Here is a 19,109-nt window from a genome sequence, read left to right as displayed (position 1 = left end):
TTGTGTTGCGCTATGGCCGCGCGATCAGCTCGTTCAGCCGTTCGCTGTCAATCGGCTCCGAGCAGAGATAGCCCTGATAATAGTTGCATCCCTCGCGCGCGAGCAGCGCGAGTTGTTCCTCGCTCTCGACGCCTTCGGCGATCACCGCGAGGCCGAGCGAGCGCGCCATTTCGATCACGCCGCGCACGACGATGCGGTCGCGTGTCGATCCGGTGATGTCCTCGGCCAGTTTCTTGTCGATCTTGAGATAGTCGAGCGGGAGCGCCTTGAGATAGGCAAGGCTCGAATAGCCCGTTCCGAAATCGTCGATTGCGACACGACATCCCGCCTCGCGAAGGTCTGCCAGCAGCGCCGCAGCGTCGCCCAGGTCGCGGATCAGCCCCGATTCGGTGATCTCCACGGTGAGCCGCGCCCGCGGAAAGCCGCTGTCATCGACCATAGCGAGCAGGCGTTCGCGAAAGCCCGGCGCGGCAATGTCGGCGGCGGTGACGTTGATCGAAAGCCTGAGTTCGGCGAGCGCTTCGGGCCACGCGGCCGCGATCGTAACCGCGCGGCGCTGCACATGCTCGGAGAGTTGCGCGACATAGTCCGACCGTTCGGCAGCGGCGAACAGCGTGACCGCGCCCAGTTCACCCAGATCGGGATGGTTCCAGCGCGCAAGTGCCTCGACACCGACGATCGCGCCCGTCGTCACCGACACCTGGGGCTGGAAGACGATATCCACCTCACCATGATTGAGCGCGCGGCGAAGGTCTATCTGAAGCCGACCGTGCAGCGCGACGTCGCCGGGATCGGCGCCGCTGATCACATGCACCGCGCCCGATTCGGTGGCCTGCGCCTCGGCGAGTGCCGCGCTGGCGCGACGAAGCAGAATGGTGGCGTCGTCCTCGCCCGCGCCCGAGATCGCCATGCCGATCCGGCAGGCGAGCGGCACCATTTGCGCACCCGAGATAAAGGGGCGCGCGATCGAGCGCGACAGCTCCTCGGCCAGAAAGCGCGCCTTTTCTTCGTTTATCTCGTGATCGAGCCCGACGGCGAACTCGGCGCCCGCCATGCGCGCGACAAAAACCCTTCGCCCCGCCGCGGCGATCGCCAGCGCCTCGATCCGTCTCGCGACCGATCGCAACAGCGCGTCGCCTGTCGCGCGTCCGAAGGCCGCGTTGATCATGTCGAACCGGCTGATCGACAGCAGCAGCAGCGTCACCGGTCCGCCCGTTTTGAGGCGCGCCTCGATCCAGCGACGCGTCGCGACGCCATCGCGCAACCCCGTCAGCGAATCGCGATTGCCGCGCTCGGGCCGCTCGTCGAGTTCACCGAGCGTGTCGAGGGTCTCGATGCTGCCCGAAACACCCACGCCCGAAAGATCGACATGCAGGTGATGCGCGACGCGCTCTCCGCTTGGCTCCGGCATGTCGTGCGCAAAGGCCGTTGCGCGTGAGCCCGCGCGCAGCCGACGGGCAGCGCCGCGCGCGGCCTCACGCCCCTCGACGCCGAGCAGGCGGTAAAAGCGCGCAAGCGACACAGGGCTTTCGGCGGGCAATGCCAGCCGCTCGCGAAGCGGCGCCCCGATCCTGAGGCCGCCAGCGGGATGGTAGTGCCACCCCAGCATGTCATCCAGACCAAGGCGTCCGCGCTCACCCGTCTGCGCGCCACCTGCCAGCCTGTCCGCGAGGCGTTCAGCGAATCGGAGTGCCTGCGCAAACTCGGCGTCGCCGAAGGGGCTGGCGAGATAGTGCGTCGCTCCCGCCGCGAACACGGTATCGAGCGCCGCCACATCGTTGCGTGACAGCAAAACGAGCAGCGCGCCGGCATTGACCTCCACGGGATCGGCCAGCGCCTTTACGGCGGCCAGGCCTTCATCGAGCGCACCACGCGCGTCGACCACCGCTACGGCCGCCCCGCTCACGATGAAGCGACGCTCGACGCCCTCGGCGCGCCGCGCAGCGATCGTCCGCCAGCCCGCCGCCTCGGCCGCTGCCGCCAGTTCATCACGCTGTCGAAACGAAAGCATGAACAGCGGCGCTCCCTGACGCGCGCCCAGCTCTTCGTCGCCCTCTGTGCCCACTCTACCCCCTTATCAGAGGCCCATGCTAACGAGCGCAAACGGCTTTGTCTTGCTCGACGGCTTTGCTGCGCCTAGCTAAAGCGTATGGAGAACGTGCGCGCCCCCGCCCAGCCGGCACTGATCGACGGCCTTGGCCGTCGTATCACCTATCTGCGCCTTTCGGTCACGGATCGCTGCGACCTGAGATGCCGATATTGCATGGCCGAGCATATGAGCTTCATGCCCCGGGCGGCGATCCTCTCGCTCGAAGAGATGGCGGCGCTCGCGGATCGGTTCGTGGAACGCGGCATCCGCAAGATCCGCCTTACCGGTGGCGAACCGCTGGTGCGCCGTGGGCTTGAGGGTCTGGCACGGTCGATCGGACGCCACATCGACACAGGTGAGCTCGACGAACTGACGCTCACAACCAATGGCACGCGGCTCGACGATATGGCCGCGCCGCTGTTCGATGCGGGCGTGCGCCGGATCAATGTCAGCCTCGACAGCCGCGATCCCGAGCGGTTCCGCTACATCACGCGCTTCGGCGATGTTGAAAAGGTGTTCACAGGGCTGAAGGCCGCCAAGGCTGCTGGTCTGGCGATCAAGATCAACATGGTGGCGCTGAAGGATTTCAACGAAGACGAGATCGAACCGATGCTGCGCTGGTGTGGCGATGAGGGTTTCGATCTCAGCCTGATCGAGACGATGCCTCTGGGGGTGATCGACGAAGACCGTGTCGACCGTTTCCTGCCGCTGACGCGCGTGCAGGAACGATTGAACGAACACTTCACGCTGCGCCCGCTCGACTTCAGTACGGGCGGCCCCGCGCGATATTCGCAGGTCGAGGAACTGGGTGTGCGCCTGGGCCTCATCTCGCCGTTGACGCGGAATTTCTGCGATGGCTGCAACCGGATCAGGCTCACCGTATCGGGACGGCTCTATATGTGCCTGGGCCATGACGACCGGGTCGACCTCAAGACTGCGCTGCGCGAAGGTGGGCTTGCCGCGGTCGACCCGCTGATTGACGAGGCCCTGCGGTTGAAGCCCGCGCGGCACGATTTCCATATCGACCGACGCGACGCCGCGCCCGCCGTGGAGCGGCACATGAGCGTAACCGGCGGATGAACCCCGAACCGACGCGGGGGCTGATCGCTTCCCCCACCCCGGCCGCACAGGAAGCCGCAGCGCAGTTGCGCGAAATGTACCACTGGGTCGAGCCCGAGCGCGCCGACATGATCGTGGTGCTGGGCGGCGACGGATTCATGCTCCAGACGCTCCACGCGATGCTCGAACGACGGCGGATTGTGCCTGTATTCGGGATGAACCTGGGCACCGTGGGCTTCCTGATGAACGAATGGCGTCCCGACCTGCTCGAAGACCGGATTTCGCGCACCAGGGCTTTCGCGGTCACGCCGTTGCGCATGGATGCCGAGACGATCGACGGCGAACGATTCTCGCTCCCCGCGATCAACGAGGTCTCATTGCTGCGCGAGACGCGCCAGACGGCCAAGATCGAAGTGATGGTCAACAAGCACGTCGTGCTGCCCGAACTGGTTTGCGACGGCGTGCTTGTCGCGACGCCCGCGGGGTCGACGGCCTATAACTTTTCGGCACAGGGGCCGATCCTGCCGCTGGGCTCTGCGATGGTCGCGCTCACGCCTATCAGCCCCTTTCGTCCCCGGCGCTGGCGCGGCGCGATCCTGCCCGAAAAGTCGCGCTTCACGCTCAAGGTGCTCGACCCCGCCAAACGACCGGTGAGCGCGGTCGCCGACCAGCGCGAAGTCCGCGATGTCGCGCGTGTCGAGATCGGCATCGATCCCTCGTGCACGCTGACCATGATGTTCGATCCCGATCACGCGCTGGACGACCGGATCGCGATGGAGCAGTTCGTCATCTAAACCACAAAAAATTGTCATTGAGAGCGCTTGCCAAGTCGCGAATCCCACTGCTATAGGCGCGCCTCGCGTAGTGTTCCCCGATAGCTCAGCGGTAGAGTAGGTGACTGTTAATCACTTGGTCGTTGGTTCGAATCCAACTCGGGGAGCCACTCCAAATTCTCAGAAACGAATATAGTTCTGACGAAAGCGGAGCTTGTCCAAAGCGTCATCCGCATTCGCATGGTCGCGGTCTGTTGCCATCAATGCATCCGCGTCAGCCGCCATGGGCTACAAACGGACCTCGCGCCGCTCGTCGGCACTGATGCGTCCGGCTTCAATGACAGTCATCACGTCCAGCGCTTGTTGAGGCGGAACCGGATTCGGTTTCCCGTCCAGGATCGCATCACGCAGTGCTTCATAAAAAGCCGCATAATTGCCGCGCTCGCTTTCGACGATGATTTCATGCGCTCGGCCATCCGGGGCAAGGCGCGTCAGTAATCCTGGCTGATCGTCGATACCCCAGACAGGCGACGCGGGCTTCAGACCCGCCTTGGACTGACCCTCCTGCGGGTCGGTTCCATATTTGATATAGCTGCCCCGGGTTCCATGGACAGCGAAGCGCAAGCCATTGGCATGCGTCATTTGAGATGCCTGCAAGATGACGCGCCGAGCGCCATATCTGAGGACGACATGCGCATAATCGGGCACCAAAGCGCTGGACCTTTGGGTGCCTATGTCCGCAAACAGAGCCTCTGGCATGCCAAAAAGCCGCAGCGCCTGATCGACGAGATGTGGACCAAGATCCTGCCAGACTCCTCCGGCGCGCTTGTCCTTCCACCGATCGGTCACCTCGGGGCGAAACCGATCGAAGTGGCTTTCGAACAGCATGATTTCGCCGAGGGCACCTTCCTCGACAAGACGCCTGACCGTCAGGAAGTCGCCGTCCCAACGCCGGTTGTGGAATATCGCCAGCGTAAGGCCGCGGTCAGCCGCTCGCTCGGCAACGAGGCGCGCCTCTGCAAGACTTGGTGCGAACGGCTTGTCGACGACGACATGCTTGCCCGCGTCCAGTGCTGAAAGCGCTTGTTCTGCATGAAGCGCGTCAGGCGTAGCAAGGACCACAAGGTCGATGGCGTGGCTTTCCAGCGCAGTTCCCAAATCACCCGTCACCTGAACGCCCGGAAGATCTGCGTGCACCTTGTCCGGGTCACTGGATACAACGGTGGTCAACGTCATCCCTTCGGTCGACGTGATCAGCGGAGCGTGAAAGATTTTACCCGCCAGACCATAGCCAACCAACGCCACCCGAACCGAATCCGACATCCTGCTTTCCTCAGACTTTCAAACGCAGCCCGTCCACAGCTACGTATATACACATTCGATAGCTCCTCGCTTCTGCGGTGATCAGAATTGCGCAGCGCGCGACCGCACCTCTCGCGTCAGGAAATCGGCAACTGCACGCAGGCGCGGCGATCGCGCCAGATCTGCGTGATAGATGAGCCAATAGCTGCGGATCACTTCGACATCTCCGGGCAATACGCGAACAAGCCGCATCTCCGGCGTGACTGCAAAACAGTGCAGCAGTCCGAAGCCTAAACCGGAAACCACGGCCCCCATCTGCGCGGCCACGGAACTCGAGCGGAAGACGCACCGTCCGGCCAGCGATTCATCGAGATAACGCAGCTCGGGCAGATCGATCATTTCCTCGATATACGAGATGAATGGCCGGTCACGCAGATCTGCCATACTCTCGACCGGGCCGGTCCGGTCGAGAAAGTCCTGCGAGGCATAAAGTCCGATGCGATAGTCGACCAATCGCGCCGCACGGAGCCGGCCCTGATCGGGCCTGTGCAGACCGATAGCGATGTCGGCTTCGCGCTTCGAAAGGTTCACCGTTCGCGACTCCGGCACAAGTTCGAGTTCGATGCGCGGATGGTCGGCGGCGAACAGATGCACGCGCGGCGCAACGAAGAAGGTTCCGAATGCCTCGGGAGTCGCGAGGCGCACGCTACCCGACAATTGCTGCTCCTGACCCGCAAGGCTGCGGCCGACCGCCAGCACTTCGGCTTCGATGCGCTCGGCATGCCCGAGCAGTTCGAGTCCAGCCCGTGTCGGCTGCACGCCGCGCGGCGAGCGATCGAAAAGACGGGTGCCCAGCGACTGCTCCAGCGCGGACAGCCGCCTCGCAAGCGTGGCGTGGTTCAAGGCGAGCTGTCGTCCGCTCGCCACAAAGCTCCCGCAGCGCACGACCGACAGGAACAGGCGGAGATCATCCCAATCCGGCACTTACATTTTCGCACAGCAGTTTCGCATTACACCCCCATATATGAACAAGATTGTGAAGGCTATGGCTGCGGAAACCAAGGAAGGATTCTGCCCATGCGATTGATCCAGCATTTCATCGACGGCGCCGCGCTGTCCGACACGCCTCAGCGACTGGGCGACGTCTTCGATCCGGCGCTCGGCAAGGTTCAGGCGCAGGTGTCGTTGGGCGACATCGCGCTCGTCGAGCGCGCGGTAGCCAACGCGAAGGCGGCTCAGCCCGCCTGGGCCGCGCTCAACCCGCAGCGCCGCGCCCGCGTGATGTTCCGCTTCAAGGAACTGATCGAGCACCATATGGACGAACTCGCGGCGCTGCTGTCGCGCGAACATGGCAAGGTGATCGCGGATTCGAAGGGGGACATCCAGCGCGGGCTCGAAGTCGTCGAGTTCGTGTGCGGCGTGCCGCACCTGCTCAAGGGCGAATATACCGAGGGCGCGGGGCCCGGCATCGACGTCTATTCGATGCGTCAGCCGATCGGCATCGCGGCAGGCATCACGCCGTTCAACTTTCCGGCAATGATCCCCTTGTGGATGTGCGCGCCGGCGATCGCGTGCGGCAATGCCTTCATCCTCAAGCCTTCCGAGCGCGACCCTTCGGTGCCCGTGCGCCTCGCCGAACTGGCGCTCGAGGCGGGTATGCCCAAGGGCATCCTCAACGTCATTCACGGCGACAAGGTGGTCGTCGACGCGATCCTCGATCACCCGGACATCAAGGCGGTGAGCTTCGTCGGGTCGTCCGACATCGCGCAATATGTCTATGAACGCGGCGCCGGGGCCGGCAAGCGCATGCAGTGCATGGGCGGCGCGAAGAATCACGGGATCGTGATGCCCGACGCAGACCTCGACCAGGCGGTGGCCGACATTATCGGCGCGGCCTATGGCTCGGCGGGCGAGCGCTGCATGGCGTTGCCCGTGGTGACGCCGGTGGGCGAAGAGACCGCAAGCCGGCTTCGCGAGAAGCTGGTCGCGGCGATCGCCGACCTTCGCGTCGGTGTTCCGACCGACCCTGACGCGCATTACGGCCCCGTCGTGAGCGCCGCTCACAAGGCGCGGGTCGAGAACTATATCCAGATGGCAGTCGACGAAGGGGCCGAGCTGGTCGTCGACGGGCGGGGGCTTTCGCTTCAGGGTTATGAAGACGGCTATTTCATGGGGCCCACGCTGCTTGATCGCGTTACGCCCGAGATGCGGAGCTATCAGGAAGAGATCTTCGGCCCGGTGCTTCAGATCCTGCGGGCGAAGACCTTCGAGGAAGCGGTCTCTTATCCGACGCAGCACCAGTACGGGAACGGCGTCGCACTGTTCACGCGCAATGGCGACTTTGCACGCAAGTTCGCGAGCAGCGTCGAAGTTGGCATGGTCGGCATCAACGTGCCGATCCCGGTGCCCGTCGCGTACCACAGCTTCGGCGGCTGGAAGCGCTCGGGCTTCGGCGACCTCAACCAGTACGGCATGGACGGTATCCGCTTCTACACGCGGACCAAGACCGTGACGCAGCGCTGGCCGAGCGGCGGCGCCGTGCTCGACCAGAGCTTCGTCATTCCGACCATGGCATGATCGGGGGCGGCCGGTTCAGGTCGCCCTCACCTCTCAATCAAACGCGGCCGGTGACCGGCAGCAGCGCGCCGGTGATCGCGCTCGCTGCCGGAGACAGCAGGAAGGCGATGACGTTCGCCAGTTGTTCGGGCGTGACCCAACGATCGAATTCCGCATCGGGCATGTCACTGCGGTTCGCGGGCGTATCGATGATGCTCGGCAGCACGGCATTGACGCGTACGCGCTCGTCCTTGAGCTCCTCGGCGAGAGCTTCGGTAAGGCGCGCCACGCCCGCCTTCGACGCCGCATAGGCGCCCATCCCCATTCCGGCCTTGCTGGACGCGGCGGCACCGATATTGACGATTGCGCCCTGTGACGTCCGCAGCAGTGGAAGCAGCGCGCGCGACGCGACGAGCGTGGTCTTGAGATTCATCGTATGGAGGCGGTCCCAGGTCGCGACGTCGCCGTCGAGCACCGTCTCCCAGCGAAAGCCGCCGGCAATGTTGACCAGACCGTCCAGCCCGCCGAGTTCCGCCTCGATCCGGCGTGCCACACCCTGCATTGCCTGCTCGTTGGTCAGGTCGATATTGCCAAGCGCGAGCGCGACAGTCTCACCGGAGACGTCGGCGAGATCAATTCCCACAACCTTCCATCCCGCCTCACCCAACACCTCGACAGTCTTACGGCCAAGCGCACCCGCGGCACCCGTCACTGCGACTATCCCCGCCATTGTTCAGTCCTTTCCCAAAATGATGCCGCTTCGCGCAATCGCCTGGCGCCTCAGATGCCCGCCATGCAGAGATATTTGAGTTCGGTATAGTCGTCGATGCCATGGCGCGAACCCTCGCGCCCCATGCCCGACTCCTTGATGCCGCCGAATGGCGCCACCTCGGTTGAGATGATGCCCGTATTGATCCCGACAATGCCGACTTCCAACGCTTCGCCTACGCGCCACACGCGCGCGTGATCGCGGGTATAGAAATAGCCGGCGAGCCCGACTTCGGTGTCGTTGGCGAGTGCGATCGCCTCTTCCTCGGTATCAAAGGTGAAGAGTGCGGCGAGCGGCCCGAAGGTCTCTTCGCGCGCCAACGCCATCTCGGGCGTGCATCCGGCGATGACGGTGGGCTCGAAAAAGCTGAAACCGAGCGCGTGCCGGTTCCCGCCTGTGACCACGCGGCCTCCCTTGGCGAGCGCGTCTGCAACATGCTCCTCGACCTTGGCGACCGCCGCCTCGTCGATCAGCGGGCCCTGCGTCGTGCCCGGCTCGATCCCCGCGCCAACATGAAGCTTTGCAGTAGCCTCGGCCAGCTTCTGCTCGAACACGGCGGCCACATCGCGCTGCACAAGGATGCGATTGACGCACACGCAGGTCTGGCCGCTGTTCCGGTATTTGGAGGCGATTGCCCCCTCTACCGCCGCATCAAGATCGGCGTCGGCGAAAACGATGAAAGGCGCGTTGCCGCCCAGTTCCATCGAGACCTTCTTCATCGTCGGCGCGCACTGCGCCATCAGCGTCTTGCCGACCTCGGTCGAGCCGGTGAAGCTGAGCTTGCGCACCGACGGATTGCTCGTGAGCTCCGCCCCGATCACACGCGACGATCCCGTGACGACGTTGAACACGCCCGCCGGAATGCCTGCGCGCTCGGCGAGGACCGCGAGCGCCAGCGCGCTCAGTGGAGTCTGGGTCGCCGGCTTGAGCACCATCGTGCAACCCGCAGCGAGCGCGGGCGCCGCCTTGCGCGTGATCATCGCCGAGGGGAAGTTCCACGGCGTAATCGCCGCGACCACGCCTACGGGCTGACGGATAACGACGATCCGGCTGTCGGTACGATGGCTCGGGATCACCTCGCCATAAACGCGCTTTGCTTCCTCCGCGAACCACTCGATAAAGGATGCGGCATAGGCGATTTCCCCGCGCGCCTCGGCAAGCGACTTGCCCTGTTCGCGCGTGAGGATCATCGCCAGATCCTCCTGGTTGGCCATCATCAGATCGAACCAGCGGCGCAGAATGCGCGCACGATCGCCGGCGGTGCGTGCACGCCATGCCGACAGCGCGCCCTCCGCCGCCGCAATCGCGGCGCGGACCTCGTTCGTGCGAAGCTCGGGTATGAAAGCCAGCTTCTCGCCCGATGCCGGATCGGTGACCGCGATCGCGGAGTCGCCGATCCAGTTTCCGTCGACGAAACACTGCTCCCGCAGCAGGGAGGGATCAGCAAGAGAGATGGCCATAGGTTCACCTAAATTGAGGGCGTTCTGCGCGAGTCCTGGACAGTTCAGTGTCCTTCCCCACAAAACTCTTTGGTCTATATTTTACCAGCGAGTATATCGTTTATCGGCAACCGCTTCGTCAATTGCGGAGGTCGGATACGGGCTGGAGGGATCACGGACGCGATGCAGACGTCGCCGTTTCGCACAGTGGAAGAACGCAAGGTCGAGCGCGAACAGAAGCGCGAGGCCGTGCTCCGCGCTGCCGTCCGCCTGTTCAACACACATGGCTTCCACGCGGCATCGCTCGACGATGTCGCAGCGAGCCTGGGGGTCAGCAAGCCGACGATTTACCATTATCTGGGAAACAAGGATCAGGTTCTGTTCGAATGCGTGACGCGCGGAATCGAGCAGTTGCGCGATGCCGCCAGCGCCGCGCGCGAACATCCGGGGTCGGGCCTCGACCGGCTGCGCAGCTTTCTGCGCCACTATGCCGAAATCACCATGGGGGATTTCGGTCGCTGCGTGATCCGCACGTCCGATGAAGTGCTGTCAGCCGAGAGCGCCGACCGCTTTCGCGAGCTCAAGCGAGAAATCGACGGGGCGATGCGCGCGCTGATTGCCGAGGGCATAGCCGATGGATCGATTGCCCCCGTCAACGTCAAGCTTGCGGCGTTCACGCTCGCAGGTGCGCTGAACTGGCCGGCCCGCTGGCATCGGACCGACGGTGGAGAGAGCGCGGAAACCGTCGCAACGCAGATGGTTGATATCCTCACCGGCGGGCTCGCACCCCGTTGAATCGGCGGGCGCGGCGTGTTGACAACACACACCGCCATGGTGAGGTTACTGGTGAGTAGATAATAGACCAATGAGTCGAGAATAGCCAAAGGACAGGAAATTGGGAATCCGCACGCGCTTCACCGAACTGGCAGGCATCGAGCATCCGATCGTACAGGGCGGCATGATGTGGGTCGGCCGCGCAGAGCTGGCCGCCGCTGTCTCGAACGCCGGTGGCCTCGGCATCGTGACCGCGCTTACCCAGCCGACTCCGGACGATCTTCGTCGCGAGATTGAACGGTGTCGGGCGCTGACCGACAAGCCCTTTGGCGTGAACCTGACGATTCTTCCTTCGGTTTCACCACCGCCCTATGCCGAATATCGCCGCGCGATCATCGACAGCGGGATCAGGATCGTCGAAACCGCGGGATACAAGCCGCAAGAGCATGTCGACGAGTTCAAGTCGCATGGCGTCAAGGTGATCCACAAATGCACTGCGGTGCGCCACGCATTGTCTGCCGAGCGGATGGGCGTCGATGCAATCTCGATCGACGGCTTCGAATGCGCCGGCCATCCGGGCGAGGACGATATTCCGGGGCTTATCCTGATCCCCGCGGCGGCCGACCAGGTGAAGATCCCGATGATCGCCAGCGGCGGTTTCGGCGACGGGCGCGGCCTCGCCGCAGCGCTGGCGCTCGGCGCGGAGGGCATCAACATGGGCACGCGTTTCTGCGCGACGGTCGAGGCGCCGATCCACGACAAGGTAAAGCAGCTTCTCGTCGCCAATGACGAGCGTGCGACCAATCTGATCTTTCGCGCCTTCCGCAACACCGGTCGCGTTGCGAAGAATTCGGTGTCGGATGAGGTGGTTGAACTCGGAAGCCGGCCAAATGCGGTGTTCGAGGACGTCCGTTCGCTCGTGTCGGGCGCCAAGGGCAGGACCGCGCTCGAGACCGGCGATGTCGATGCGGGGCTCATCTGGGCTGGTCAGGTGCAGGGCCTGATCCACGACATCCCGACCTGTGACGAGCTGATAGCGCGGATCGTGCGCGAAGCCGAAGCGATCATCCGCGGGCGGCTGGCGGGGCTTGTCGCCGAGCCCGAGATGGTGTGAGCCGGGCAGCGTCCAACAAGAGGAAGCCGCGATGACAAACGATGCCCTCTCGGGTGCCGGCACCGGCCCGCTCGCCGGGCTTCGCGTCGTCGAGTTCGTCAGCATCGGCCCCGGCCCGCACTGCGCGATGCTTCTTTCGGATCTCGGCGCCGACGTCGTTCGCATCGACCGCGAAGGTGGCAATGGCTGGGAGAACCCGGTGGTGGACCGCGGACGCGCCACGGTCGCTGTCGATCTCCGCAGCGACGCTGGGCGCGACTACTGCCTCGATATTGCCGACTCTGCCGACGTGATCATCGAAGGTTTCCGTCCGGGCGTCATGGAACGCCTCGGCCTTGGCCCCGACGTGCTGCTTACGCGCAATCCGAGGCTGGTCTTCGGTCGCATCACGGGATGGGGGCAGACCGGGCCACTGGCCAAATCTGCCGGGCACGACATCAACTATATCGCGCTCACCGGCGCACTCGCGGCAATGGGCCGGCCCGGCGAGCCCGCGCAGCCACCGCTCAATCTGGTCGGCGACTTCGGTGGCGGATCGATGCTGCTAGCCTTTGGCATCATGGCCGCGCTCTGGGAGCGCGAACGATCAGGCAAGGGGCAGGTCATCGACGCCGCGATCGTGGATGGCACGTCGTCGCTGATGAGCATGTTCGCGGGCCTGCTCCCGCGCGGGGCGATTTCGATGGAGCGCGACACGAATCTGCTCGGCGGGGCAGCGCCCTTTTATCGCAATTACATTTGCGCCGACGGCAAGGAAATCTCGATCGGCCCGATCGAACCGCATTTCTATGGCCAGATGCTGGACCTGATCGGGGCGCCATCGCGCCTGCTTGACGAGCAGCGCGACGCATCGCGTTGGCCCGACCATTGCGCGACCCTGGAAAGCATCTTCCGCGGCCGTACCGCCAGCGAATGGGCGACGCTGTTGGAGGGTACTGACGCATGCTTTGCGCCTGTCGTTCCGCTCAGCGAAGCCGCCAGCCACCCGCATATGGCTGCCCGCGGCGTCTATGTGATGCATGACGGCATGGAACAGGTCGCCCCGGTTCCGCGCTTTTCGCGAACGCCTGGTGCGATAGGACCGGCGCGCGACGGTGCGGCCGTCGCGGCCGAATGGAAGGCCGACAAAAGGGACTGACGCTTTGGGCTGATCGCCGGGACGGTGGATTGCGCGCCTCGCTTGCGTGGACGCGGCTTCTTCCGCACAGGGCTGAGCCAAACCAGATGACCGGATTGAGCCGATCATGACCGATATGCGCGATGCACGACGATTGACGGCCGGCGGATGGAGCATCCGGTGGAATGATGACCTCGCGTGCCAGGCTTATGCCGATCGCTGGTGGCGCGAGGAAACCTGCGTCGACGCGCTCCGCCGGATTGCGGGGGAGGATCCCGATCGGACTCTCGTCATCGACGGAAATGTGCGCCTTTCGGCGGCCGAACTCCACGATCAGGCGCAGCGGCTCGCGCATGCCATGCTTGCCCGTTTTGCCCCCGGCAGCGTTGTTTCATTCATGCTGCCCAACTGGCACGAAGCTGCCGTGATCTATATGGCGGCGACGTTGGCCGGCATGGTGGCGCATCCGATCCTGCCCTCGCTCCGCGACCATGACCTGCGCTTCATGCTCGCCGATGTCGGCAGCCGCATGATCTTCGTACCCGCCGAATTTCGCGGCCACGACTATTCGGCGATGCTTGGACGGGTGGCTGAACAGCTCGAGAATCCACCCGAGATCGTTGTCGTCCGGGGTGAATCCGGTCCACATACGTCCTGTCCGCAGCTATTGGAGCAGAGCGCGGCTTCTGCGTCACCTCTGCCGACTCTGGACCCCGACGAGGTCCGCATGGTCATGTATACCAGCGGCACTACCGGCCGACCCAAGGGCGTTCTGCACACGCACAATTCGATCAACGCGCTGATCCGCCAGATTGGCAGGCACTGGTTGGTCGAGCCGGGCGATCGCTTCCTCGTGCCGTCGCCGATCAGCCATATCGGGGGGTCGATCTACGCGTTCGAGACTCCGTTGCTGCTGGGTGCGACCGCGATCCTGATGGACCAATGGGATGCCGATGACGCTGTGCGGACCATGGACAGCGCGAACTGCACCCACATGGCCGGCGCAACACCGTTTCTGCAGCAATTGCTGGCGGCCGCACGAAAGGCAGGGACACATCTGCCCTCGCTGAAACTCTTCATTTGCGGCGGCGCGTCGGTGCCGCCCGCGCTGATCCGCGAAGCTTCAAGCTATTTCGAGCGGGCGATCGTGTCGCGCGTCTATGGCTCGACCGAGGTTCCGGTCAGCACCGTCGGCGTCATCAGTCCCGATGATGTAGAGCATGCGGCTGAGACGGACGGGTGCTCCGGCATCGCCACCGTGAAGATCGCTGAAGATGGCGAGATCCGCGCGCGCGGGCCGCAGATGATGGTCGGCTATGTCCATTCCGAAGATGAAGCCAGCGCCTTCGACGAAGCAGGCTTCTACCGGACAGGCGATCAGGGGCGCTGGGTGGACGGTAATCATCTGGTCGTGACCGGTCGGATCAAGGACCTCATCATCCGCAATGGCGAGAACATTTCGCCCAAGGAGATTGAGGATTTGCTGATCGCCCATCCGGGCATCGCCGAGATCGCGATTGTCGGCATCCCCGATGCGCGCACGGGCGAGCGGGCAGTGGCCGTGATCGTGCCGCGGGATGGGGCCGCACCCGATGTCCCGTCCCTCGGAGAGTTTCTTGCCGGCTATGGCGTGGCGCGGTTCAAATATCCCGAAGCCGTGGCGTTGTGGGAGGCCCTGCCCAAGAATGACGCGGGCAAGGTGCTGAAACAGGCGATCCGGGCAACACTTACAGCGACCTGAGCGGATGGTGTGCGTCGCCCGTCAGGTGATGCAGAAATCCTCGATCGGGATCCGCAGCGAATTGAAGATCCAGGCCAGCATCCCATAGGTGCCGATGGTCCACAGGATTTCGAGGAGCTGGCGCGGGCCGAAGCGCTGGAGCAGGCTTTCAATCGTCTCCGCCGATGCCTCCGCATTGGCGCAAATCTCGTCCGCGGCGCGGATGACGAGCCGCTCGTCCTCGCTCCAGACGGGAGCACCCTCCCCCTCCTTCAGCGCTTCCAGTTGCTCCTCGCTGAGCCCGCACCGGCGTCCGATGATGCGGTGCTGGTACCATTCATATCCCGCCTGAAGGTTCCACGCCGTCCGCAAGATAGCGATCTCTCTCAGGGAATCCGGGATCTCGAGTTCGCGCGCAACGAACTTGTTGTAGTGCGCCCATGCCGTGGAGAGTTCGGGATGGTTCGCCATGATGGCTTGGGCATTGAAGCGCGTCCCCTGCTCGATCGTCTGCGGCCCTTCCATGATGGCAAAGAACTGCCGGATCTCGTCGGTCCATCCCTCGCGCGGAACGGGCGGGATGCGCGGCGGAAGTTCGGGATCGTTACCTCTCATGAGGCTTCTCCTGTCCGGCGCATCCCGCACGGTCAGCCGCCCTTCCTCGCCATCTCGAAGCTCTTGCCGATATGCTCGGCATGCCCCGCAGGAACGGGCGCGAAGATCCACTGCTTTTCGGTATCGCGAATGGCGTCGATGTCCTGGCCGACCTCTTCCATCGTCCAGAACGGGCGATAGACGCCTTCTGTTTCGGCGATGAAGGCCTTTGCCACCCGTCCGGCGACCGAAACCAGCATTTCGCCCGTGATCGAGCAGCTTTCGTGCGCAAGCCAGCCCACCACGGGCGCGACCAGTTCGGGCCCCATCGGCGGATAGGCGCTGGTGTCGAGCCCTTCCGCCATGCGGGTTACGGCGGCGGGGACGATGATGTTGCTTTTCACACCCCTGTCCGCCCCCTCGATCGCAGTGACGTTGCTGAGCCCGATCATGCCCGACTTCGACACGCCGTAGTTCACGCACTTGTGGTTGCCATAGAGCCCGCCGATCGACGACGTCAGCACGATGCGGCCATAGCCCGCCGCGCACATGATCGGGAAAGCAGCCCGGACGACATGGAACGCGCCATGGAGATGGACGTCGAGGACCGCGTCGAAATCCTCCTGCGGGATTTCATCCAGTGCGCCGTAGCGCACATTGCCGGCGTTGTGGATCAGTATGTCGATCCGTCCGTATTGATCGAGAGCCGCCTGAATGATGGCGTTGCCGCCTTCGGGCGTGGCGACCGACTCGGTGCACGCCACGGCCTTGCCGCCAGCAGCCTTGATCTCCTGCACCACTTCCTCGGCAGGGCCGACGTCGACGCCGTCGCCCTTCAGACCGACGCCCGGATCGTTGACGATCACCTTTGCGCCTTTTGATGCGAGCAGCAGCGCATATGCGCGGCCAAGCCCCCGGCCTGCGCCAGTGATGACGGCAACGCGATCGTCGAATCTCAGTTCAGTCATGCCACAGTCCTCTTACTCAAACGGGCTGACAGATCCGTGCGTCATGCTCTTCGTGAAACCAGAGCAACTTTCCCACCCATGTCGATGACGCCATTTCTGCATCAGTTCAGCGCGTTTGGGCTGGCTTATACGTGCTGCGGTGACCTTCAAAGGCAGATGCGGCAGCCGTCGTCGATCATATAGAAGTCATCGCACAGGCGACGTTCCTTGCCGGGAGGTTCGCTGCGGGCGCATGTTTGGATATGAGGGTTGCCGGCGTTGGCAGAAGGGTTTGGGCACGACATGCAGGTTGCGATCATCACGGGAGCCGGCAGCGGCATTGGTCTTGGCACCGCGAAGATGCTGTACGACATGGGCATGGCCGTTGTCGGGGTCGGGCGCGATCCGGAAAAGCTCGCGTCGCTCGAATCGACGCTGGGCGATCCGGAACGCGTCGCGACGCTTTCGATCGATGTGACCGAGGATGATGCCCCGCAGCGGATCGTCGCGCTGGCGCTGGATCGGTTCGGGCGGATCGACTTCCTGATTAACAATGCCGGCGCGGGCAGCCCCAAGCCGCTGCACGAAACCGATGACGAGACGCTCGATCAGTTCCTCGATCTGATGTTGCGCGCGCCATTCCGCCTGTGCCGGGAAGCGATCGGCCATATGGGCGAAGGCTGTGGCATCGTGAACGTCACCTCGACCTATGCGGTGATCGGCGGGCGGCGCGGCGGGGCCTATTCGGCGGCGAAGGGCGGGCTCACCTCGCTCACCGAGCACATCGCCTGCGATTACGGGCCGAAGGGCATCCGCGCCAATTGCGTCGCGCCGGGGGTGACGATGACCGACATGGTGCGCCACCGCTTCGAAGACGAGATGTTCAAGCGCGTCAATGTCGAAACCACGCCTTTTCCGCGTCTCGGCGAGGTCGAGGACATTGCGAGCACCATCGCTTTCCTCTGTTCGCCGGGCGCGGGGTTCATCAACGGGCAGACGATCGTGGTGGATGGCGGCTGGACTTCGACCAAATATCTGTCGCCGCGCGCGCTGACGACGAAGTGGGTCGAACCCGACGCGGAGTGACGACGCGGAAGCTGCTAGGCGTCGCCTTCGGTCCCGTGCGAGGAACAGCACGCGTCCAGACAGATCTGGCGCAACAGGTCCACAATGTCGGCGCGGCGATCTTCGGGCACATTGCGCGTGATACGCGCTTCGTGTCGCGCAAAGGCTTGCCTGACCTCGACATGCAGCGCCCGCCCCCGATCGGATAGCGATAGCGCGATGGTCCGGCCCTTGCCGGGCGCGCGATCCAGTGCGCCAGCCATGGCAAGCTTGTTGATCAGCGGCACGAGATTGGCCGGCTTGGCGCGTAATGCCCGACTGATGTCGCTTTGCGTGCAACCCTCATTGGCCCCGATCAGCATCAGCAGCGACGCCTCGCTCGGATTGATGCCAAGCGGGTCCAGTTCATCGCCAAGCGCCGCCATCACCGCGACCGAGGTCCGGCGGAGCTGGAAACCCAGCATCGCCTGCAAAGGATCGGAAATCGCGGTCCTGTGATCTTCGGGCTTGTCCATATTTCGTCGCCTACCCCCCTTGCACCGCAAGCTCAAGCATGTATCTTATGTTTCATAACATAACTACCGTGCGACTCTGCGCGGATGATAGTGGGGAGAATTGCGGTGCCCAATAAGCTGAGCCTTCGCCGTCTTGCCGTCGCCGTGGCGGTCACAGCTCTGACCGTCTCGCCCGCTCAACTCACCAGCGCACAGGAAGCCAGGCCCGCCAATGGCTCGATCGAGCCGGACGGCACTGTCGTCGTTCCCTCCTTCCGGCTGCCGCCCTCTATCTATCTGAGCGAGGAAGCCAAGAAGGCGCTGCCCAGGACGCCAACCGATCAAATGGCGCCTTTGGCCGGTATCATTGCGGCCGGGCAGACCGGTGCGATGCGGCAACGCATGCCGCAGATCGTGGCGCCACGGCTGAACAAGCTGAAGGAGATGTACAAGGTGAGCACCCGCGACGCGGAAATCGCGGGCGTCCCTGCTGTCTATGCCGCTCCGGCCGGTGGCGTCCCCAAGGCCAATGCCAAGAAAATCATGCTCAATCTGCCGGGCGGCGGCTTTGTCATGGGCGTTGCCGGTGGCACTGGCATGATGGAGTCGATCCCGCTGGCTGGCCTTGCCGGGGTGGAGATCGTCAGCATCACCTATCGGCAAGGACCGGAACACGTTTATCCGGCGGCGACCGAGGACGTGGTCAAAGTCTATCGCGAGCTGCTCAAGAGCCATAAGCCGGAGAACATCGCCATTTTCGGATGTTCGGCCGGCGGCATGCTGACGGCGCAGGCCATGGCCGCCTTCACCAGGGAGAAGCTGCCGCTTCCCGCCGCCATCGGCATCTTCTGCGCATCGGCCGACGCCCGCTGGGGCGGAGATAGCCGCGCCTTTGGCCGCCCGTTCGAGGCATTGCCGCCGCGCGAGGACGGCCCGGCGTACTTCAAGGGCGTGAATCTCACTGACCCGATGGTGTCCCCGGTTCTCTCGCCGGAGACGCTCAAGCGCTTCCCGCCGACGCTGATTGTCACCGGAACGAGGGCGTTCGAAATGAGCGCAGCGGTCAACACGCACCGCGAACTCGTGAAAGCCGGCGCGACAGCGGACCTGCACATGTGGGACGGCCTTGGCCACGCCTTCTTCTACGACCCCGCCCTGCCGGAATCACGCGAGGCTTTCGATGTGATGACAGGATTTTTCCGCAAGCATTTGAAACTGGTTCAATAAACCACAAGCATGAACGGAGGCATCGGCCCGCCGATATTATGGTCGGCGGGTTGTTGCTGGCTGCCTGAGG

The 19,109-nt window shown here is 64.0% G+C and carries 17 protein-coding genes and 1 tRNA gene; 10 read left to right on the top strand and 8 right to left on the bottom strand.

Features of this window, described 5'->3' with window-relative positions; genetic code table 11:
* Positions 1-10: 10 nt before the first annotated feature.
* Positions 11-2,065: a putative bifunctional diguanylate cyclase/phosphodiesterase gene (locus D3876_RS14455; RefSeq protein WP_338014328.1), complete on the bottom strand. Its 2,055-nt coding sequence runs from the start codon at positions 2,063-2,065 to the stop codon at positions 11-13.
* An 84-nt stretch (positions 2,066-2,149) separates the two neighbouring features.
* Between D3876_RS14455 and moaA the strand changes: the two genes are divergently transcribed.
* From moaA to D3876_RS14440, 3 genes are all read left to right on the top strand, one after another.
* On the top strand, positions 2,150-3,169 hold the full coding sequence (gene moaA, locus D3876_RS14450; RefSeq protein ID WP_119763290.1) for a GTP 3',8-cyclase MoaA: 1,020 nt from the start codon (positions 2,150-2,152) through the stop codon (positions 3,167-3,169).
* A complete protein-coding gene (locus tag D3876_RS14445) occupies positions 3,166-3,942 on the top strand; it encodes an NAD kinase (protein ID WP_119763288.1) in 777 nt (258 codons plus the stop codon). Before moaA ends, D3876_RS14445 begins: the two co-directional genes overlap by 4 nt.
* Before the next feature lie 74 nt (positions 3,943-4,016).
* A tRNA-Asn gene (locus tag D3876_RS14440) sits at positions 4,017-4,091 on the top strand.
* 118 nt (positions 4,092-4,209) lie between these two features.
* Here D3876_RS14440 and D3876_RS14435 read toward each other — a convergent pair.
* Together D3876_RS14435 and D3876_RS14430 are read right to left on the bottom strand one after the other, a co-directional pair.
* A complete protein-coding gene (locus tag D3876_RS14435; RefSeq protein WP_119763286.1) occupies positions 4,210-5,244 on the bottom strand; it encodes an oxidoreductase in 1,035 nt (344 codons plus the stop codon).
* Positions 5,245-5,325: 81 nt separating this feature from the next.
* Positions 5,326-6,207, bottom strand: coding sequence for a LysR family transcriptional regulator (locus D3876_RS14430; protein WP_119763284.1), 882 nt, complete (start codon positions 6,205-6,207; stop codon positions 5,326-5,328).
* Positions 6,208-6,300: 93 nt separating this feature from the next.
* Between D3876_RS14430 and D3876_RS14425 the strand changes: the two genes are divergently transcribed.
* A complete protein-coding gene (locus D3876_RS14425) occupies positions 6,301-7,800 on the top strand; it encodes a CoA-acylating methylmalonate-semialdehyde dehydrogenase (RefSeq protein WP_119763282.1) in 1,500 nt (499 codons plus the stop codon).
* Between the two features lie 37 nt (positions 7,801-7,837).
* Here the strand turns inward: D3876_RS14425 and D3876_RS14420 are convergent, their stop codons facing one another.
* Positions 7,838-8,509 carry an SDR family oxidoreductase gene (locus tag D3876_RS14420; RefSeq protein WP_119763280.1) on the bottom strand — a complete coding sequence of 224 codons (672 nt, stop codon included), beginning with the start codon at positions 8,507-8,509 and terminating at the stop codon, positions 7,838-7,840.
* A gap of 50 nt (positions 8,510-8,559) precedes the next feature.
* Positions 8,560-10,008, bottom strand: a complete 1,449-nt coding sequence (locus D3876_RS14415) for an NAD-dependent succinate-semialdehyde dehydrogenase (protein ID WP_119763278.1) — start codon at positions 10,006-10,008, stop codon at positions 8,560-8,562.
* Between the two features lie 162 nt (positions 10,009-10,170).
* Here D3876_RS14415 and D3876_RS14410 point away from each other — a divergent pair, with 162 nt between their 5' ends.
* The 4 genes from D3876_RS14410 to D3876_RS14395 all read left to right on the top strand — a co-directional run bounded on the left by D3876_RS14410 (position 10,171) and on the right by D3876_RS14395 (position 14,733).
* Positions 10,171-10,782: a TetR/AcrR family transcriptional regulator gene (locus D3876_RS14410; RefSeq protein WP_119763276.1), complete on the top strand. Its 612-nt coding sequence runs from the start codon at positions 10,171-10,173 to the stop codon at positions 10,780-10,782.
* A gap of 100 nt (positions 10,783-10,882) precedes the next feature.
* On the top strand, positions 10,883-11,875 hold the full coding sequence (locus D3876_RS14405; RefSeq protein ID WP_119763274.1) for an NAD(P)H-dependent flavin oxidoreductase: 993 nt from the start codon (positions 10,883-10,885) through the stop codon (positions 11,873-11,875).
* A gap of 31 nt (positions 11,876-11,906) precedes the next feature.
* Positions 11,907-13,013, top strand: coding sequence for a CaiB/BaiF CoA transferase family protein (locus D3876_RS14400; RefSeq protein WP_119763272.1), 1,107 nt, complete (start codon positions 11,907-11,909; stop codon positions 13,011-13,013).
* A gap of 106 nt (positions 13,014-13,119) precedes the next feature.
* On the top strand, positions 13,120-14,733 hold the full coding sequence (locus tag D3876_RS14395; RefSeq protein ID WP_119763263.1) for an AMP-binding protein: 1,614 nt from the start codon (positions 13,120-13,122) through the stop codon (positions 14,731-14,733).
* Positions 14,734-14,754: 21 nt separating this feature from the next.
* Here D3876_RS14395 and D3876_RS14390 read toward each other — a convergent pair whose 3' ends face one another.
* Both D3876_RS14390 and D3876_RS14385 read right to left on the bottom strand, forming a co-directional pair.
* Positions 14,755-15,327 (bottom strand): carboxymuconolactone decarboxylase family protein, encoded by a 573-nt coding sequence (locus D3876_RS14390; protein ID WP_119763261.1) that lies wholly within the window; start codon positions 15,325-15,327, stop codon positions 14,755-14,757.
* A gap of 32 nt (positions 15,328-15,359) precedes the next feature.
* Positions 15,360-16,274 carry an SDR family NAD(P)-dependent oxidoreductase gene (locus tag D3876_RS14385; protein ID WP_119763259.1) on the bottom strand — a complete coding sequence of 305 codons (915 nt, stop codon included), beginning with the start codon at positions 16,272-16,274 and terminating at the stop codon, positions 15,360-15,362.
* Between the two features lie 282 nt (positions 16,275-16,556).
* Between D3876_RS14385 and D3876_RS14380 the strand changes: the two genes are divergently transcribed.
* Positions 16,557-17,339, top strand: coding sequence for an SDR family NAD(P)-dependent oxidoreductase (locus D3876_RS14380; RefSeq protein ID WP_119763257.1), 783 nt, complete (start codon positions 16,557-16,559; stop codon positions 17,337-17,339).
* A 14-nt stretch (positions 17,340-17,353) separates the two neighbouring features.
* On the opposite strand, the gene D3876_RS14375 is transcribed toward D3876_RS14380, so the two are convergent.
* Positions 17,354-17,833 carry a MarR family winged helix-turn-helix transcriptional regulator gene (locus tag D3876_RS14375; protein WP_119763255.1) on the bottom strand — a complete coding sequence of 160 codons (480 nt, stop codon included), beginning with the start codon at positions 17,831-17,833 and terminating at the stop codon, positions 17,354-17,356.
* A gap of 105 nt (positions 17,834-17,938) precedes the next feature.
* On the opposite strand from D3876_RS14375, the gene D3876_RS14370 reads away from it, so the two are divergent.
* Positions 17,939-19,039 (top strand): alpha/beta hydrolase fold domain-containing protein, encoded by a 1,101-nt coding sequence (locus D3876_RS14370; RefSeq protein WP_238475382.1) that lies wholly within the window; start codon positions 17,939-17,941, stop codon positions 19,037-19,039.
* Positions 19,040-19,109: the final 70 nt, after the last annotated feature.

It is taken from the genome of Sphingomonas cavernae (genome assembly GCF_003590775.1).
Taxonomy (GTDB): Bacteria; Pseudomonadota; Alphaproteobacteria; order Sphingomonadales; family Sphingomonadaceae; genus Sphingobium_A; species Sphingobium_A cavernae.
Note: the sequence above shows the minus strand (reverse complement) of the source record. Positions and strands in the feature narration are given on the sequence as shown.